This window comes from Allobosea sp. GW823-FHT02B03 (genome assembly GCF_058797755.1).
Genome location: NZ_JBXAJY010000002.1, coordinates 62,486 through 80,013, shown reverse-complemented (window position 1 = coordinate 80,013; position 17,528 = coordinate 62,486). Strand labels below are relative to the sequence as shown.

Sequence of the window (17,528 nt, the reverse complement as noted above, 5' to 3'; positions counted from 1 at the left end):
TTTCGTCCGGAGGGAAGAAGCCGGCGAAGCTGCGCCTGCCTCGCCGGCTTTCGCCGCGAGGGTCTGATGGGAAAGCCATCCGAGGGAGGGCGCGGGCCGGGCGGCGTCGCAGTCGACGGCTGCGTGCCGAATGTCGATGTCTTCTGTCGAAGCAGCGCCATTGGCCGCCTCCCGGTCCCGCGCCGCGGCTCTCTATGGTGTCTTCGTCGTCTGGTTACGTCCGGCAGGACTGGGAGGGCCTCTCCCATCGACGAAAACCCCTCCGCGGTGGAACAGGCAGGCCGGCCGCAAAGGTGGATCGCACCTTTTCGGAGCGCGCTCGCTCGGGCTCGCAAGGCCCTTTCGCCACGAAGACCGCTCTCCCGCCCGGCCTCATGATGCCTCGCGAAGCCCCCTCGGTTCGGGCGGGACGGGGAGAAGCATAAGCGAGGTTTTCGGGGCGGGGATTGTTTCGCGGGTTGTCCCCGGTGGCCACCGCTGCGCGCGAGGGAGAGGCGCGGGGAACCCTCTCCTGGAAGGAGAGGGTTCTGCGTCGAGGTTCCTGCGCCTCGCGGCAGCCGCTGCTGCAGTGCCGCAACGCTTTTCGCGGTTGCGGTAGAATTGGAATCCTGCTCACCTGCGAGCCGCCTCATCAAACGATTTAAAAAGACGGAGAGCGGCGTGGCCGGTGCGGAGGAATTGTCGCCAACGGCGCTGGCGAGCGAATTGTCGGCGGCGATCGTGCAGGCGCGCTCGGATGCGCGCGAGGATCCGTTCGGCAATCCGGTGCTGCGCGTCACGCTCTGGCTGACCCGCAAGATGGATCGCGGCGAGGTGACGCTCGCCGACACCGCGGCGCTGATCCGCCAGCTCGGCCGCGCCGCGCTCGCCGACCGGGCGGCGCGCGTCGCCTCCTATGTCGGGCTGGAGCGTGAAGAGGCGGAAGCCTATGCGGCGCTGGCGCGGCGCGTCGGCGAGGAGGCGAGCGCTTCGGCCCAGCCCTTCGAGGCCTATGGCGTGGCGCTGGCCCGTGTGCGCTTCGCGGCCGTGTTCACCGCGCATCCGACTTTCGGGATGAGCCGGGCGGTGGCGCATGCGTTGGCCGAACTCGCCTCGAACGAGGGGGAGGCGGCGGTGCTGAGGTCGGCCGATCTCTCCTTCCGGCCGGATGCGGCGATCACCCTGCAGGACGAGTTCGAGCAGGCGCGCTTTGCGGTGCGCAACGCCCGCGACGCGATCGACCGGCTGAACGCCGCCTTTCTCGCCGAGGCCCGGGCGCGCTGGCCGCAGCGCTGGCGCGAGCTCAGGCCGCGCGCCCTGCAGCTCGCCTCCTGGGTCGGCTCAGACACGGACGGGCGCACCGATATCGGCTGGTGGGACACGCTGCGCTACCGCCTGGAATCGAAGCGCGGCCAGTTCTTCCGCCTGCTGGAGAAGCTGCCGGAAGCGCCGGCGGCCGCCGAGGTGAGGGCGCTGGTCGAGGCTGCGCTCGCCGCTGTCGAGCGGCAGCTTGCGCTCTGCCCGCCCCTGAACAGCAAGCCCGAGATCGCGGCCTTGCAGGCCTTCTCGCTGTCGCTGGTCGGCGAGCGCGAGGCGGCTCTGCCGGAATCATCGAAGCTGCTGGCGGCGCTCGACAAGGCGATCGTGCTGGCCGAGGACGAGCCGACGGCGGAGGCACTCGTGCTGGCGCGGGCCGGGGTGATCGCGCATGGCGTCTCGATCGCCCTGCCGCATTTCCGGCTCAACGCCTCGCAGCTTCACAATGCGATGCGCGGCGTGATCCCGCTCGACGAGGACCCGGCCCAGCCGGCGCAAAGGCGCGCCTTCCTCGCCGCCGCGAACCAGGCGCTCGCCAGGGCGACGCCGACGCCGGTCGATTTCGGCGCGCTCGCGGTCGAGCGCGCCTCGGCGGCGCGGATGATGATGATGGTCGCGCAGATCGTGAAGCATGTCGACGGCTCGCGGCCGGTGCGCTTCCTGATCGCCGAGACCGAAACCGGCTATACGCTGCTCTCGGCGCTTTACCTGGCGAAGCGCTTCGGCATCGCCGACCTCGTCGAGATCTCGCCGCTCTTCGAGACCTCCGACGCCCTCGAACAAGGGCCGCGCATCATCGACGAGGCGCTGCGCAGCCCGCATTGGCGCGATTATCTCAAGCGCCATGGCAGGCTCTGCGTCCAGTTCGGCTATTCCGATTCCGGCCGCTATATCGGCCAGGTCGCGGCGACCTTCTGGGTCGAGCGGCTGCGCAGCCGCATCCTCGAACTGCTGCAGCGCTATGGGCTCACCGAGATCGAGCTCGTGATCTTCGACACCCATGGCGAGTCGGCGGGGCGTGGCGCCCATCCCGACAGCCTCAAAGACCGGCTCGCCTATCTCGATCCGGAATGGCCGCGGCGGGCTTTTGCGAAAGCCGGCGTCAAGGTCACCCGCGAGACCAGCTTCCAGGGCAGCGACGGCTATCTGCTGTTCGGCACGGGCACGCTCGCCGGGGCGACGGTGGCACGCATCGCCGAGGCCGTGTTCGCCGATCCGGCGGCGGGCGATGACGATCCGATCTATGCCGAGCCGGATTTCGCCACCGAGTTCTTCCAGACCGTGCGCGAGGAGATGACCCATCTCGTCGAAGATCCCGGCTATGCGGCGCTGATCGGCACCTTCGGCCCGTCTTTGCTCGACAAGACCGGCTCGCGCCCGGCGGCGCGGCAGAGCGATGCCGGCGGGCCGGCGGTGATCCGCCATCCGCGCGAGCTGAGGGCCATCCCGAACAACGCCATCCTGCAGCAGCTCGGCTGGCTGGCGAACAGCGTGCACGGCATCGGCCAGGCGGCGGGGCGGGCGCCGGAGCTGTTCGCGAGCATGCGCGAGAGTTCCGAGCGCTTCGGCCGGGCCTATCGCCTCGCGGCCCATGCCATGGCGAACAGCGATCTCGACGTGCTGCGCGCCTATCTCGACACGCTCGATGCCGGCTCCTGGTTCGACCGGGCAAGGCGCACGGAGAGGGAGGGGCGGCGCGACGAGTTGCTCGCCGTCGCCGAGGCGCTGGCGCGGCTCGACCTCGCGCCGGCGTTGCGGCGGCTGTTCTGGCGCTTCGCCTCCGACCGGCTGAAGCTGAAGGAGGCGGCGGGCGAGCCGCCGGCGATGCCGGTGCGGCTGGTCGCGCTGCATACGCTGCGGCTCGCGCTATTGCACCGGATCTGGCTCTCGGCGACGCATATTCCGGATTTCCGGCCGCATGCCGGCGTGACGCGCGAATTGCTGCTCGAACGCATCCTGCGGCTCGACATGAACGGTGCACTCGTCCTGCTCGGCGAGATCTTCCCGCTCAACCCCGATCCGGCGCTCGGCCTCGATTTCGGCGAGCCGCCGGGGCCACGCGAGGGCGGCGCCTATGCGGCGCTGCATCGCGACGTGATCGAACCGATGCGGCAGTGCTTTGCGCTGCTGCGCGAGATCTCGGGCGCAATCCAGCACGAGATCGGAGCGTTCGGCTGAGATCGCCTGCCCGTCAGCTCGCCCTCGTGGCGGGCATCCACGGCTTGAAAGCCGCCTGCGACAGACCGGGCAAGGACGTGGATGGTCGGGGCGAGCCCGACCATGACGAAGCGGGGTAGCGCTTGCTGTCTTGAGGCCGTCAGTCCTGCGCGAGGGTGCCGCGCAGCGGGCGGGAGGGCGGCATCAGCGCCGCGATGCGGGCGTCGCCCTTCGGCGGGGTGAGGAAGGCTTGCGCGGGCTTGCGGGACATGCCGAGATCGTAGGGACGGCTCGGCGGCAGCGTCGCATTGGCGACGACATAGGAGGCCGAACTCGTGGCCAGGGCGATCGCGGGCGCCGGCGCGGCCGGGGCGAAGGCGAGCGGCGCGCTGGCGAAGGAGGTCGAGGCCGAGGAGGCGCTGGTCGCGAGCGGCGCGGGCTCGGAGAGCGCGGCGACCTGCGAGCTCGGCTCCTCGATACGGCGGCGCTCCGGACGTTCGCCCTTGACGTAGAAGGCGTTGCCGCCGGCCACCGTCACATAGTGCATGTTGGGGTAGGAGAAGCGCATACCCGCCATGTGGAAATGCTTGGCGTTGCCGACGGCCTCGTTGCGCTTGCCGGCGAGGATGGCTTCGGCGGCGGCCTCGGCCTTGGGCAGGTCGCGCGCCATCATCGGGCGGGTCAGCACGCCGGAAGCGAACTGCTTGGGGGCGCCGACGACGCCGCAGATCGTGTCGTGATAGCGCGGCGCGCCGACGCGGTTCATCACCACCGTGCCGACGCCGAGCAGGCCGGATTCGCTGGAGCGGTTCGATTCGAAATACATCGCGCGGACGAGGCATTCCTTCTCGCGCGGATCGGCCTTGGCCAGCGCGATGGCGCGCTTGCGGATCTCGTGGCTCTGCTTCGGCCCGGTGCTCGGAGCCGCGGTCGACGCGGTTTCGACCGGCGTCATGCTGCAGGCGCCGAGGACCGGAGCTGCCAATGAAACCAGGAGCGGGATCGCCTTGCGACCGTGGCGGCTTTTGCCGGAGAGACGGGTAGCGTTTGCAGCGATCTCGGTCCGCTTCATGCGGCAACCTCCTGATTACGGGATCGGGGCTGCCTCAAGCGGCGGTCCGTCATCTCCGGCAAGGAATCCCCATCCTCTTACCAGAAGGTTAATTTCGGAAGGAAGAGGCAAAGTTGTGCGGCGCGAGATGACGGTGGCTCACGCTCGAAAAGCTGTGGCGGGTTGTCGGAAGCTGCCCTGGCCGTTCGTCCTGCGGCTGCGGGCGCCTCACATGAACGCATGAGGCAAATAGTCGGGAGCCAGAGGATGACCGCGACCATCACCGCCTTCGAACGCTCGCCCGACCGGGGCCGGGGGCTCGCCCGCGACATGCGCGTGCGCTGGGCTCTGGAAGAGGTCGGCCAGCCCTATGAGGTCCGACTCCTGTCGTTCAGGGCGATGCGCGAGCCGGCGCATCTGTCGCTCCAGCCCTTCGGGCAGATCCCGAGCTTCGAGGAGGGCGACCTCGCCCTGTTCGAGTCGGGGGCGATCGTGCTGCACATCGCCGAGCGCCATGGCGGGCTTCTGCCGGGCGATCCGAATGCCCGCTCGCGCGCGATCGCCTGGATGTTCGCGGCGCTCAACACGATGGAGCCGCAGATCTTCGACCGCTCTCTCGCGACGATCCTCGAGCGTGATCAGCCCTGGTACGAGCAGCGGCTGCAGGCCCTGGAGAGCATCATCCGCAAGCGCCTCGGCGACCTCTCGCGGCGGCTCGGCGAGGCGGACTGGCTCGACGGCGCCTTCAGCGCCGGCGACCTGCTGATGGTGACGGTGCTGCGCCGGCTGCACGGCTCGGGCCTGCTGGAGGAGCATCCGAACCTTGCCGCCTATGTCGCCCGCGGCGAGGCAAGGCCCGCATATCGGCGCGCCTTCGCGGCGCAGCTCGCAGTCTTCGCCGCCGCTTCGGCGGGCTGACGACGGCCCGCCACTGGGTAGGGGCGGGCGGCCGCCCGTCATGCCATCCGCATCTTGGCTTCGCGGCTTGTCGGCACGCCATCGTCGATGAGGTCGCGAAGCAGCTCCGGCATGCCTCTCGTCGGCTTCAGCGGCGGATCGTCGGCACGCAGGTCGAGATAGAGTTCAATGGCCGCCTCGATGGCATTCCTGACCGAAGAGGCCTCGTGACGCGCGACGGTGGCCGCCAGCCTGCCATGCCCGTCGAGGCCGAAGGCTTCCAGGCGCCTGACGCCCCGCTGGTTCCTGCCGGCGCGGCGGCAGAGCAGCGGACCGAGGATCTGCTCCCGGAAAAAGCCGAGCATGCCGATGGCTTCGTAGAGCTCGCCGCGGGCAAGCTTGGTCGCCGCATAGTGCAGCCAGATCCAGGCGCGGGCCTCGAACCATTCGGAGGTCAGGTTCGGCCATTCGACGCTGCCGTCCCGGACTCTTCTTTCGATCGCGGCGGGGGCCCGCGCGAACAGAACCGCCCGCCGTTCGATCTGCCGGTCGAGGTCGGCAGCGAGGACGAATTTCAGGTCGACATGCAAGAGCGGTGGGCCGTAGAGGCAGATCAGCAAGCGCGGCTCGCCGACATGCTCGCCGGTGAAGGCACTGACGAGTTCGCCCAGCGTATCGGCAAAGGCGAAGCGCGATGCCATGACCTCCGCATAGCTGTCGTCCTCGACGACGATGACGAAGTCGAGATCCGAATGCTCGTCGAGCCCGCCATGGATGTATGAGCCGCCAATCAGAAGGGCGCCGAACCTCTGGTCGCCGGCAACCGCATTGCGGGCGCGCTCCAGAAACTCCGCGTGAGGGCGGGGAAGTGTGCTGGGCATATCGTTCTCCTGGCCAGCACTTCAGAATGCAGCAAGCGGAGGCGTCCGCGCAACTCGCGCCGCGTGACGCCGGCCTTCCCGGTCGTCAGCGATGCGGCCGGTGCCGGTGCGCAGGCTTCCGGAACCTGCACGGGGGCGCAGATGTTGCTTTGCCGGCCCTGGCGGTCAAATCCGAATGCGAGGTCACGATGAAACTTTCCGGTGGCTGCAATTGCGGGCAGGTCCGCTACGAACTCGACGGCGCCCCCGTCCGTGTCGGCATCTGCCATTGCGAGACCTGCCGGAAGAGCTCCGGCTCGGCCTTCTCCTTCTTCGGGATCTGGCTGCGGGCCAGCGCAACGCTGTCGGGCGATCTCGGTTGCTGGCAAAGCCGCGCCGGCGGCGAGCGCTTCTGCCCGCGTTGCGGCTCGCCGCTGTTCTGCTGGGAGGAGGGCTCGGACCAGATCGAGATCAAACTCGGCACCCTCGACAGCCCGCCCAGCGCGCTGGTGCCTGCCTACGAACTGTGGACCGTTCGCCGGGAGACGTGGCTGGCGCATCAGAAGGGCGCAGAGCAGCATATGCGCGATCGCGAGGGGATGGGCCCCTAGCGCTTGGCGAGCGTCCGCGGAGCTGGCGCCGCCTCACGCGGGAGGAACGGCCCGCTCCAGGAACCCCATGACCCGCGCCGTCTGGTCGGGAAGGAAGTGATAGCCGTCCTCGATGAAGCAAATCTCGGCCTGCGGGGCGTTGCGCCGCAGCCGCTCCCGCGTATCGCGGGAATCGAGCAGGGTGTCCCGGCCGCCGATGATCGCCAGAACCGGCACGCCGAGCCCGGCAAGCTGGGCGTCGCTCAGGCGGGGGATGGCGACGATGCGCGGCCGGACGACCCTGCCGATATGCTCCATGAACTTCGCGAGCGGCCGCACCGCTTCCGGCAGGACCTTCGGAAAAGGGCCCAGCACCAGCTCGCGCGCCTTGCGCTTGCCCCATCGGCCCAGCAGCAGGAGCGGCAGTGCCTTCAGGAGGAAGTTCTTCTGGCGGCCGATGCCGGCGGGGCAGATCAGTGCCAGCGCCTGCGCAAATTCCGGTCTCCGGCTGGCGTAGTCGAGCGCCAGCCAGCCGCCCAGCGACATGCCGACGAGCGCCGCCCGCGACAATCCCAGCGTCTTGAAGACATCGTCGAGCCAGAGAGCATGGGCTTCCCCGATCAACGCCGGTCTGACCGGCGCGCTGAGGCCGGGCTCGCCGATCATGTCCACCGCGAAGAGCCGGAACTTCGTCGACCAGAGCGGGACGTCGAGCATCCAGGCCGCCGAATTGGCCTGGGAACCATGGAGCAGCACGACCGGAGGCGCATCCTCCGGCCCGCAGGCGAGGACGAAGGTCGATCCCTCGCGCGTCGCGACGTGCAGCTCGGTGACCGGCACGGGCCATTGGTCGAGAATCTGCCGGTAATGCGCCTGCACGGCCGCGGCGGTGTCGGCGTTGCGATAGACGCCGCTCACGGCCGTTTCCCCATCTGCAGCTGCAGCATCTCCAGAATCCGGCCGACATCCGACGGATTACCGATCAGCACCACCTTCAGCTTCGCGGTCTGCGGGTCGAACACGGTTTCGAGATGCAGGGGCGGCGTCTCGGCGTCTCCGGTCAGCGCCACGGCCTGCAGGAAGGTGGCGATTCGCTCAGCCCGCTCGAGGGCGATGTCGGGGATATCGACGATGCAGGTCGCCCGCGCTTCGGCCGCGGCGCCCGGCCGCCCGTCGGCGATGCCGGCGAAGGCATCGAGCCTCGAACGCGCGATTCGATAGGACTTGCCGACCCGGGTCGCGGGCAGGCGGCCTTCGCGGATGTAGCGGAGCACGGTCTTGGGATGGAGGTTCAGCTCCACTGCCGCCTGCTCAACGGTCACGAGACTTTCGGACATTGAATGTTCCTAATCGATCCGAATTTAGTATGCGGTAGGGAATTATTGAGAGCAATAGGGAGTTTTCTATCGAGTGGGCAGGAACTGCAGGAGGGCGATGACGGCCGTGCGATTGGGTGGTGCCGATTGGCTCGATGGCGACTTCCGTCGACCCGGCGAGCGCTTCTGAAGACACGCTCGGCAGTCGGCTTCGGGGCCAGAGGCGAGGCCCCGGCCGCCCGGTCGAAACGAGGGGCCGCTGCCGGCGGGGAGCCGGCAGCGGAGCAACCAGGCACGCAGCGCTTCGATATGCCGAGCTCAGCTTCCGCGTGCCCCTGGCTCAGACTAGTCTGAACACCCTCGCAGGGAGGCCAGCAGCGTGGCGAAGATCGTTTTCGGCATGAACCAGTCCCTGGACGGCTATGTCGATCTCCACCCGGAGATGCAGGTGGGTCCGGTGCTGTTTCGTCACTGGACCGAGCATGTGCGCGGCCTGGCCGCCAGTATCTACGGCCGCCGCATGTACGAGACGATGCGGTATTGGGACGAGGACGATCCTGCCTGGAATGCGGAGCGGCGCGACTTCGCGACGGCGTGGCGGACGCAGCCGAAATGGGTGGTCTCGCGCTCGCTGAAATCCGTGGGCCCGAATGCGACGCTCGTCGAGGGAGGCCTTGCGGCGGTGGTCCGTGGCCTGAAGGCGCGGCTTGCCGGGGAAATCGCCGTCTCCGGGCCGGAACTGGCGCAAGGCCTGACCGAGCTCGGCCTGATCGACGAGTACCGGCTCTATCTCCACCCGGTCGTGCTCGGGCACGGCATGCCGTTCTTCGCCGGCCCGCGGCTACCGCTCCGCCTCGTGGCAAGCCAGCCCGTTGGCGAAGATGTGATCAGGCTGAGCTACGTTCCGGCCTGAGTGAGGTCTGCGCGGTTCAGCGCGCGCTTTCGGAGACCTCGACCGTCGTCATCGCGCCGTTGCTCTTCATGATCTCGGCCGGCTCCCAGATCGTGTGGGTGTCCAGCGGCGTCGAGACCATGTGCTTGAGCTGCTTCTTGGACCGTTCGGAGAGCAGCCGGCTGTCCTTGATCGAGAGGAAGCTGCTGTAGCTGCGCTCGCCGCCGTTGAAGACGACGACGCGGCCGTCGAGCACGATGATGTCGCCCTTCTTCAGCGTCGGGTCCTTGAGATACCAGAACGGGTCGCTGGCATATTCCATCGGCGCGACGCGCGGTGTCGGCGGCGTATCTTTGGCCGCGACGCCGGGCTTGCCGTCCCTCTGAGCCCGCGGGCGCACGGTCATGTGCAGCGGCTCGCGTTCGGGCACCGGCGCCACGACCTGCCGCGGCGCGATGCCGAACAGGGTTTCGAGAAAGTTCGCCTGCGCCGGAGCGGCACTGGTCAGGGAGGCCGCGGCGAGGGCGATGAGGGCGGTGAGGCGGTTGCGATCGGCGGACAAGGCGGCGTTTCCCAGCTCTGAGCATCAGGAGATAGCGAGCGGGCAGGGCGATCTCAACGTGCAAATCGGCAAGTGCTGAATCGCTTGTTGGCAATCTTCGCGGGGGTGTGCGTTTTGTTTCTCGAAGAGATTGGTTTTATTCGGGTTTTTGACAGTTTCTCGGTTAATTTCCGGGGCGCGGCGGACGATGCATCGCCGCCATGCGCCGTTCGCCAGGACGGAGCCGAAGAACGGACCAAGCGGCGGCAGCGTGGAGGCGCTCATTCGGCCCGGCGAAAGCTTCGGGGCCGAACCGACCGTTGACCGCGGCGGAAAGCCGAGACCATGATAGGGCGGAGCGGGGGGATCAAGCATGCGCAGAGCGTCGTCATACCCAGTGGCGGAGGCGGGCCTGTCGGAAGACGGGGATTGCGCTGCAACTCATGTGAGGGCGCTCAGACGCAGGGCAGCGACGGGCGCCTGCCTGTTCGGGGCTGCGCTGCTGCTCGCGGGCTGCGGCTCGACGAGCGAAGGGCCGGGCACCGGCATTGCCGCTGCGGGCGCCGCGGGACCTGCCACCATTCCGCGCGAGCGGCTGATCGGCCGCTGGGGCATCGCCTCCTTCCATACCGAGAAGGACCGCAAGCGCACCGAGGCGCAGGCCAAGGCCGGCTGCTCCCAGCCCTACACCATCTCAAAGGGGCCGACCGACGGCGTGATGATGCATGTCGCCGACGACCCCAAGCCCTATGAACTGCGGCTGAAGGGCGGGCCGGGCGGCCGGAACTTCCTCGGCTTCGAGGCGCCGGCCGGCGACCCGCAGGACCGCGAGATCCTGTCGGCGACCGATACGATGCTGACGATGCGCTTCGTCGATCCCGATGCGAACCGCCGCTACGGCACCTTCATCTACGTCCGCTGCGGCGCCTGAAACCAGCGAGGCTAGGCCCTGTATGAAAAAGCCCGGTACGACACGGATTCTCGGCGGCCTCAGCGCCGCGGCACTGCTGCTGGCGCTGGCCTTTCCGGCTGCCGTCCAGGCGCAGGGCAAGGGCATGACGCCCCCGGCCGAGACGATGGACATCGGCGACGAGCCGGGCCGGGTCTCGACCGAGGAGGTCACCATCACCGAAGGGCCCTATGCCCGGCAGATGGTGTTCTTCCGCTCGAACGAGGCGCCGGGCACGGTGGTGATCCACAGCGCCGAGCGCTTCCTCTATGTCGTGCAGCCCAACAACCGGGCGCTGCGCTACGGCATCGGTGTCGGCCGCGAGGGCTTCCAGTGGTCGGGCCTCGTCCAGGTCAGCCGCAAGGCGGAGTGGCCGGACTGGCGCCCGCCGCCGGAGATGCTGCAGCGCCAGCCCTATCTGCCGCGCTTCATGGCCGGCGGTCCGGGTAATCCGATGGGGGCGCGCGCGCTCTATCTCGGCTCGACGGTGTTCCGCGTCCACGGCACCAACCAGCCGGAGACCATCGGCCAGTCGATCTCGTCGGGCTGCTTCCGGCTCGCCAATGGCGACATCATCGACCTTTATTCGCGCGTTCCGCTCGGGACCAAGGTCGTGGTCCGCCACAAGGCGACGATCTGACCAGCCCATAGGGCCGGACGCCATTCATCAATCAGGAGAGCGGTTCCCATGCCAGGCGCGTTCCGAATTCGTCTCCAGCCAGCGGCGCTCGCCGTGCTCGCAGCGAGCCTCGTCACGCTGCCGGCCGCTGCCGGCACGCTCGACAAGGTCAAGCAGCGCGGCACGCTGGAATGCGGCGTCAGCGAGGGGCTGCGCGGCTTCTCCGAGAAGGATGCGCAGGGCCGCTGGGCCGGGTTCGACGTCGATTTCTGCCGGGCGGTCGCCGCGGCCGTGCTCGGCGATGCCGGCAAGGTCAACTTCACGCCGCTCTCGGCCGGCGAGCGCTTCGAGGCGCTGAAAGCCGGCAAGGTCGACCTGCTCTCGCGCAATTCGACCTGGACGCTCGGCCGCGAGGCCGAGCTCGGCCTCGCCTTCGCCGGCGTGACCTATCATGACGGGCAGGGCTTCCTGGTGGCACGCTCGCTCGGCGTCGACGGCGCGCTTTCGCTCGACAAGGCCAAGGTCTGCGTCGAGGCCGGGACGACGACGCAGCTCAATCTCGGCGACTTCTTCCGCGCCAACTCGATGGATATCGAGGAGAAGGCCTTCCCGAGCGCCGCCGAGGCGCTCGCCGCCTTCCAGTCCGGCCAGTGCAATGTGCTGACCCGCGACCAGTCGGCGCTCTATGCCGAACGGCTCAAGCTGTCGAAGCCGGGCGATGCGGTGATCCTGCCCGACGTGATCTCGAAGGAGCCGCTCGGCCCGGTGACCCGCTCCGACGATTTCCCGTGGTTCACCATCGTCAAATGGGTGAACTTCGCGCTGGTCAATGCCGAGGAGCTCGGCGTCTCCTCGGCCAATGCCGACCAGGCGACCGCCTCGACCAAGCCCGATGTGCGCCGCCTCACCGGGGCGGAGGGCGGCTTCGGCAAGTCGCTCGGCCTCGATGACGCCTGGGCGATCCGGGCGGTGAAGGCGACCGGCAACTATTCCGAGATCTACGAGCGCAATCTCGGGGTCAACTCGCCGCTCGGCATTCCGCGCGGGCTGAACCAGCTCTGGAACATGGGCGGCGTGCTCTACGCCCCGCCGATGCGCTGACAGAGCTCAGTCGTCATTGCGAGGAGCGCAGCGACGAAGCAATCCAGAATCGTAGAGCCTTACCCCCTGGATTGCTTCGCTTTGCTCGCAATGACGGTTCGACCAGGACGGAAATCGCTCCCGCCAGACCGGCTGTTTCCCTCTCAAGCCATCCCGCCCTAGGGTGGCGGCCACGGGAAACGGAGCCTGGAGCAGGACGAGGCATGGCGGCTACGGAATTCGGGGCGCAGCCCTTCGACGTTGAAGGGGCGCGGACCACGCTGTTCTCGGCCCTGCTCGCCGCCGTCGCACGCCATGGCAGGGCAAAGATCGCGCTCGAAGATCCCGAGCGCCAGCCGATCAGCTTTGGCCGCCTGGTGCTCGGCGCTTTCGTGCTCGGCCGCAAGCTCGCGGCGCAGACGCAAGCCGGCGAGAAGGTCGGGCTCCTCCTGCCGAACATGCAGGGCATGGCCGTCACCCTGTTCGGCCTGTCGGCCTATGGCCGGGTGCCGGCGCTGCTGAACTTCACCGCCGGGACGAAGAACCTCAGGGCGGCCTGCGAGGTCGCGCCGCTCTCGACCATCGTCACCTCGCGGCGCTTCATCGACCAGGCCAAGCTCGACGAGGCGATCGAGGCGATCGGCCAGGGCCGGCGGGTGATCTATCTCGAGGATGTCCGCAAGGAGCTGACCAGCCTCGACAAGGCGCTCGGCGCGCTTGCCTCGCTGGTGCCCGGCCTGATCCACCGGCGCTACGCCGCCGCCCCGGACGATCCGGCGGTCGTGCTGTTCACCTCCGGCACCGAGGGCAAGCCCAAGGGCGTGGTGCTGAGCCATGCCAATCTGGTCTCCAATGCGCGGCAGGTCTTCCAGCACGCGCAGGGCGCCATCTCCGAGCGCGACATCTTCATGAATCCGCTGCCGGCCTTCCACTCCTTCGGGCTGACCGCCGGGATGCTGGTGCCGCTGCTGCACGGAATGAAGGTCGTGCTCTATCCGAGCCCGCTGCACTACAAGCAGGTGCCGCGGCTGATCGCCGAGACCGGCGCGACCTTCCTGCTCGCGACCGACACTTTCCTGCAAGGCTATGCCCGTGCCGCGGGCGAGGGCGACCTCAAGAGCGTGCGCTATGTCGTCGCCGGCGCGGAGCGCGTGAAGCCGGAGACGCGGGCGCTGTGGCAGCCCTATGGCACCACCATCCTCGAAGGCTATGGCTGCACCGAATGCGCGCCGGTGCTGGCGGTCAACACGCCGAGCGCGATGCGCGAAGGCACGGTCGGGCGGCTCCTGCCCGGCATCACCGCGAAGCTGGAGCCGGTCGAGGGCATCCAGGAGGGCGGGCGATTGATGGTGAAGGGGCCCAATGTCATGCTGGGCTATCTCAACGCCGACAGCCCCGGCACGCTCGCCCCGCCCGAGGGCGGCTGGCACGATACCGGCGACATCGTCGCGATCGAGGACGGCTTCGTCAGCATCCGGGGCAGGGCGCGCCGCTTCGCCAAGCTCGGCGGCGAGATGGTCTCGCTGGCGGCGGTCGAATCGATGATTTCGGGCCTGTGGCCGGGCTTCAACCACGTCGTCGTCGCCTTGCCGGATCTGCGCAAGGGCGAGCAGCTCGTGCTCGTCACCGAAAAGCCGGACGGCGACAAGAAGGCGCTGCAGGACGAGGCGAAGCTCCAGGGCTTCCCGGAATTGTGGATGCCGAAGGCGCTGCTCGTCACCCGCGCCATCCCGGTGCTCGGCAACGGCAAGATCGATTATGGCGCGACGCGCGAGCTCGCGATCACGATGCGGCCGCTGCTGTAACGCCACAATCGCATGATCTCAGAGGGGCCATGCTGCTGTTCCTTCCCGCCGCCATGATCAGGATGGCCTCGCTGTTCGCGTTCGGGCTGGCGCTTTCGCCGGCCGATCTCGCGGCGCAGGCTGTCGGACAGACCTATGTGCGCCGCGACGAGTGCATCGAGGCGGGCAAGCTCTCGGCCGAGCAATGCGAGTTCGCCTATCGCAATGCCCGCGCCGAATTCGAGCAGAAGGCGCCGCGCTATGCCTCGCGGGCGCTGTGCGAGCGCGCGCACAAGCGCTGCGGCGCCCAGGTCTCGACCACCGGCGGCTGGGATGCGCTGGCGCGTGGCGGCGGCGGGGCGACCTATGTGCCGCGCTTCGTCGGCATCCGCGTCAGCGGCGAGGGGGCTGCCAGCAAGGCGCTGCCGATCGTCGAGGGCTCGGCGAAGATCGCCTTCTCGGCCCGGCAGGTCGCGGCGCTCGACGACAAGGTCGCCGGGCGGCGCAGTGTCATCGGCGGCGGCGATGGCTCGCGCGGCCACGCGCAGGCGAGCGGCCCCTATATCCGCCGCGGCGACCGCGACGACACGGTGCGCGTGCCGATGGAGGAGAAGAAGATCGGCTCCGATGTCGCGCCCGGGCTCTATGTCGATCCAGACGGCGTCGAATGGTACAAGCCGAGCCGCCGCCGCTGACGCCGCCCTTGTGGCCGCGCGCGCGGAAGGCTAACCGTGTCCCGGCGCGGACGTGGCGAAACTGGTAGACGCAAGGCACTTAAAATGCCTCGCCAGAGATGGTGTGCGGGTTCGACCCCCGCCGTCCGCACCAGCCTGATCGTGATTCCCCATTCCTACAGCTGAACTGGCCAGGCGCCGTCGCAGTGCCGGCGCTGTCGTCGCTGCCTTGCGTTCGCGGCGGGAGCCCCTTGCCGAGTTCGCATTGCGAAGCCGGGCGCCGGATGCGCACAGATGGGCGCGTTGCATTGCAAGGGGAGGAATCGGATGAGCGGAGCAAGCGGGCTGAAGGCGCGGATCCAGTCGGGCGACCTGGTGGCGGGGACGATGGCCCTCGAATTCTTCGTGCCGGGTCTGCCGGCGATCGCGGCGGCGGCCGGGGCGGAGTTCATCCTGCTCGATATGGAGCACGCCGCCACCAGCTTCGAGACGATGCGCATGCTCTGCGCCGCCTGCCGGGGACTCGCGATCGCGCCGATCATCCGGGTGCCGACCACCGAATACAGCCTGATCGCCCGGGCGCTCGATGTCGGCGCACATGGCATCATGGTGCCGATGGTGAACACCGAGGAGCAGGCGCGGTTGATCGCCTCCTGCGCGCATTACCCGCCGAACGGGCATCGCGGCGCCGCTTTCGGGGTGGCGCATGACGACTATCTGCCGGGCTCACCGATCGACAAGATCGCGAGGGCTGCTGCCCGCACGGTGATCATCGCGCAGATCGAAAGCCCGCAGGGTGTCGAGAATGCCGAGGCGATCGCGGCGGTGCCGGGAATCGACGTGCTCTGGGTCGGCCATTTCGACCTTTCGAACTTCATGGGCATTCCCGGCCAGTTCGACCATCCCGATTTCGAGGCGGCGCTCCGCCATGTCGGGCGCAGCGCCCGGGCCCATGGCAAGGCGGCCGGGCTGATGGCCGGCGATCTCGGCTGGTCGAAAAGGGTGCGCGAGCTCGGCTATTCGGTGATCGCGCAGGGCGTCGACGTCGCGCATTACCAGAACAGCGTCGCGGCCTCCCTGAAGACGCTGCGCACGCTCTAGCGTTGGTTGGATTCGCGCGGAATCACCGCGTCATCCCGGACAAGCCGTGAAGCTCTGGGATTCATCGAAGGGCATCAGCGCTCGACGATGGATCCCGGCGCTCCGCTTCGCTGCGGCCGGGATGACGATGGACTTCTTGACCTGAAACAGCCCGGCTCCGGCTGAGCGCCTTCGCCATCGCCGCGCGCGGCGTCAGGACAGCCGGCGATCGCGGATGTCGAGGATTCGCTCGAAGATCGCCTGGTGGTCGGCGAGCAGCGCCTGGAGCGGACCGATCGGCCGGAAGGCGCGCATGTCCTGCTCGTCCTCGCCCGCTTCGACCCAGGCGGCGATGGCCTCGTCCGCGGCGGCGAGCTCGTCCTCGGTGGGCGAGGGGCGTGCCGGCGCGCCGTTCTCCGCCGCGATCTGCAGGGCGATTCTCCGTCGCAGATCCTGCTCGAGCGCGATCAGCGGCTCGAGTTCATCGGTATAGGCCATGAGCAGGCCCTCCCATTCTTTCCCGGCTCAGCCTCTGTCGGCGAGCGCTGGGCGGTGATTCCTTCGTCGCCGAGCAGCGGACTGCTGCACCGGGCGCCGATCGCGTCCCTTGGCGATGCTTTCCGGGCTGATAGCGCATGGTCCCGCACAGCCCAAGCCGCAGGGCGCGATTCCCGTTCGCCGGAGCCTTCAGGCATTCGGATTCGCACCGCGGGTTCCGGCCCGGATCGGGGAAACGAGATTCGGCTGGCATGCGCCTGCGGCGGCTTGTCACGCCGGCTCCCGACGCACGCTGCCGAAGCGTCCGCGAGGTGGCGCCGAACGGACCGGGCGTAGCCAAAATGCGGGGTTTGGAGCGCCGAAAGGCGCTCCTGCGCCAAACAGAAAGGGCTTAGCCGATCTCTCAGCTAAGCCCTTGAAACTGCTGGCTCCCGGAGCAGGATTCGAACCTGCGACCAATCGATTAACAGTCGATTGCTCTACCGCTGAGCTATCCGGGACCGATGGGGGGCGTATAGCGACGACGCTCGCCGGGTGCAAGCCCTTTGCGACGCAACATGCCGGCAAATCGTCATCATCGCCTCGCGCCGCATTTTCGCTGTGGTTGCCGTGTCGGTTTCGGTTGCGGAGGCGCGCGCCATGTGGTTATAGGCGGCGTCATGGAGATCACGCGAGCGTGATCTCCCGGAAGGCCTCGTGGCGGAGTGGTTACGCAGAGGACTGCAAATCCTTGCACCCCGGTTCGATTCCGGGCGAGGCCTCCAACAATTTTCTTCAAGCACTGATCAACCTGCGGTTCCGGGACAGATTGTCCCGGCCGGCCTCGTGCTGCTCCGCTGGCGCGGGCTCGCCGTGGTGACCTCCTTGTTCGCGGTCGCCACCGCCCGGCTTCAGGATGACTGCGTCGCGCGGCGTCTGAAATCAAAGTGCGAGGGCGGGGCTCAAGGGGAACTCTTCTCCGACGTCATCGAGATGCCGCGTCTGCGACCTCCCAAATGGGGGCTGAAATCGCCTCTCATCTCCGCAAGTCTCGGGCAGGGGAGAGCTGGGTATGGCAATCGCAGTGTTCAGCGTCGCTGTGGCGGCGTTCAGTGGTTTTGCGTTGGCGGCGCCGGAGGCGGGGGTAGCCCTCGGACTCTTTTCGTTTCTCGGTCTGTGGTTCGGCAAGCGCGCGTTTTCGGGCGCCTGATCGGCCGCCGGCCTTGACCGGTGGTCTTGAGCGTTGCGCCAACTGCGGGCGAGCC

18 protein-coding genes and 3 tRNA genes are annotated in these 17,528 nt (G+C 68.4%); 13 read left to right on the top strand and 8 right to left on the bottom strand.

All coding sequences use genetic code 11. From position 1 onward, the window contains the following. Nucleotides 1-798 precede the first annotated feature (798 nt). Nucleotides 799-3,474 (top strand): phosphoenolpyruvate carboxylase, encoded by a 2,676-nt coding sequence (locus AC1REK_RS05175; RefSeq protein WP_492270503.1) that lies wholly within the window; start codon nt 799-801, stop codon nt 3,472-3,474. Between the two features lie 139 nt (nt 3,475-3,613). Here AC1REK_RS05175 and AC1REK_RS05170 read toward each other — a convergent pair whose 3' ends face one another. Further along, the gene (locus tag AC1REK_RS05170; RefSeq protein ID WP_492270440.1) at nt 3,614-4,525 is read right to left on the bottom strand and encodes a cell wall hydrolase; all 912 of its coding nucleotides are present in this window, start codon (nt 4,523-4,525) and stop codon (nt 3,614-3,616) included. Nucleotides 4,526-4,771: 246 nt separating this feature from the next. Here AC1REK_RS05170 and AC1REK_RS05165 point away from each other — a divergent pair, with 246 nt between their 5' ends. Next, complete coding sequence (locus tag AC1REK_RS05165) at nt 4,772-5,422, top strand: glutathione S-transferase family protein (protein ID WP_492270441.1); 651 nt, start codon at nt 4,772-4,774, stop codon at nt 5,420-5,422. A 38-nt stretch (nt 5,423-5,460) separates the two neighbouring features. Here the strand turns inward: AC1REK_RS05165 and AC1REK_RS05160 are convergent, their stop codons facing one another. Continuing rightward, nucleotides 5,461-6,282, bottom strand: a complete 822-nt coding sequence (locus tag AC1REK_RS05160; protein ID WP_492270442.1) for a hypothetical protein — start codon at nt 6,280-6,282, stop codon at nt 5,461-5,463. A 188-nt stretch (nt 6,283-6,470) separates the two neighbouring features. Between AC1REK_RS05160 and AC1REK_RS05155 the strand changes: the two genes are divergently transcribed. Then, nucleotides 6,471-6,872 carry a GFA family protein gene (locus tag AC1REK_RS05155; RefSeq protein ID WP_492270504.1) on the top strand — a complete coding sequence of 134 codons (402 nt, stop codon included), beginning with the start codon at nt 6,471-6,473 and terminating at the stop codon, nt 6,870-6,872. 33 nt (nt 6,873-6,905) lie between these two features. Here AC1REK_RS05155 and AC1REK_RS05150 read toward each other — a convergent pair whose 3' ends face one another. Then, nucleotides 6,906-7,769 (bottom strand): alpha/beta fold hydrolase, encoded by an 864-nt coding sequence (locus tag AC1REK_RS05150; RefSeq protein WP_492270443.1) that lies wholly within the window; start codon nt 7,767-7,769, stop codon nt 6,906-6,908. Then, nucleotides 7,766-8,188, bottom strand: a complete 423-nt coding sequence (locus AC1REK_RS05145; RefSeq protein WP_492270444.1) for a helix-turn-helix domain-containing protein — start codon at nt 8,186-8,188, stop codon at nt 7,766-7,768. Before AC1REK_RS05145 ends, AC1REK_RS05150 begins: the two co-directional genes overlap by 4 nt. 358 nt (nt 8,189-8,546) lie before the next feature. Between AC1REK_RS05145 and AC1REK_RS05140 the strand changes: the two genes are divergently transcribed. Then, a complete protein-coding gene (locus AC1REK_RS05140) occupies nt 8,547-9,080 on the top strand; it encodes a dihydrofolate reductase family protein (RefSeq protein WP_492270445.1) in 534 nt (177 codons plus the stop codon). Between the two features lie 16 nt (nt 9,081-9,096). On the opposite strand, the gene AC1REK_RS05135 is transcribed toward AC1REK_RS05140, so the two are convergent. Together AC1REK_RS05135 and AC1REK_RS05130 are read right to left on the bottom strand one after the other, a co-directional pair. After that, the gene (locus tag AC1REK_RS05135; protein WP_492270446.1) at nt 9,097-9,621 is read right to left on the bottom strand and encodes a hypothetical protein; all 525 of its coding nucleotides are present in this window, start codon (nt 9,619-9,621) and stop codon (nt 9,097-9,099) included. Nucleotides 9,622-9,645: 24 nt separating this feature from the next. After that, entirely contained in the window at nt 9,646-9,885 is a 240-nt protein-coding gene (locus AC1REK_RS05130; protein ID WP_492270447.1) for a hypothetical protein, read from the bottom strand. Nucleotides 9,886-10,045: 160 nt separating this feature from the next. Here AC1REK_RS05130 and AC1REK_RS05125 point away from each other — a divergent pair, with 160 nt between their 5' ends. From AC1REK_RS05125 to AC1REK_RS05095, 7 genes are all read left to right on the top strand, one after another. After that, complete coding sequence (locus tag AC1REK_RS05125; RefSeq protein ID WP_327524052.1) at nt 10,046-10,531, top strand: hypothetical protein; 486 nt, start codon at nt 10,046-10,048, stop codon at nt 10,529-10,531. 22 nt (nt 10,532-10,553) lie between these two features. Continuing rightward, nucleotides 10,554-11,189, top strand: a complete 636-nt coding sequence (locus AC1REK_RS05120) for a L,D-transpeptidase (RefSeq protein WP_316016993.1) — start codon at nt 10,554-10,556, stop codon at nt 11,187-11,189. Nucleotides 11,190-11,237: 48 nt separating this feature from the next. Next, nucleotides 11,238-12,269, top strand: coding sequence for an amino acid ABC transporter substrate-binding protein (locus AC1REK_RS05115; protein WP_492270448.1), 1,032 nt, complete (start codon nt 11,238-11,240; stop codon nt 12,267-12,269). Nucleotides 12,270-12,472: 203 nt separating this feature from the next. Next, nucleotides 12,473-14,053: an AMP-binding protein gene (locus AC1REK_RS05110; RefSeq protein ID WP_492270449.1), complete on the top strand. Its 1,581-nt coding sequence runs from the start codon at nt 12,473-12,475 to the stop codon at nt 14,051-14,053. A 29-nt stretch (nt 14,054-14,082) separates the two neighbouring features. Beyond that, nucleotides 14,083-14,727, top strand: coding sequence for a DUF1190 domain-containing protein (locus tag AC1REK_RS05105; RefSeq protein ID WP_492270450.1), 645 nt, complete (start codon nt 14,083-14,085; stop codon nt 14,725-14,727). 46 nt (nt 14,728-14,773) lie between these two features. After that, a tRNA-Leu gene (locus AC1REK_RS05100) sits at nt 14,774-14,860 on the top strand. 173 nt (nt 14,861-15,033) lie between these two features. Beyond that, nucleotides 15,034-15,807: an HpcH/HpaI aldolase family protein gene (locus AC1REK_RS05095; RefSeq protein ID WP_492270451.1), complete on the top strand. Its 774-nt coding sequence runs from the start codon at nt 15,034-15,036 to the stop codon at nt 15,805-15,807. Nucleotides 15,808-15,999: 192 nt separating this feature from the next. Here the strand turns inward: AC1REK_RS05095 and AC1REK_RS05090 are convergent, their stop codons facing one another. Both AC1REK_RS05090 and AC1REK_RS05085 read right to left on the bottom strand, forming a co-directional pair. Then, entirely contained in the window at nt 16,000-16,284 is a 285-nt protein-coding gene (locus tag AC1REK_RS05090) for a hypothetical protein (RefSeq protein WP_316016987.1), read from the bottom strand. 425 nt (nt 16,285-16,709) lie between these two features. Beyond that, a tRNA-Asn gene (locus tag AC1REK_RS05085) sits at nt 16,710-16,784 on the bottom strand. A gap of 190 nt (nt 16,785-16,974) precedes the next feature. Here AC1REK_RS05085 and AC1REK_RS05080 point away from each other — a divergent pair. Continuing rightward, nucleotides 16,975-17,048, top strand: a tRNA-Cys gene (locus AC1REK_RS05080). A gap of 287 nt (nt 17,049-17,335) precedes the next feature. Then, entirely contained in the window at nt 17,336-17,473 is a 138-nt protein-coding gene (locus AC1REK_RS05075; protein WP_316016986.1) for a hypothetical protein, read from the top strand. Nucleotides 17,474-17,528 lie beyond the last annotated feature (55 nt).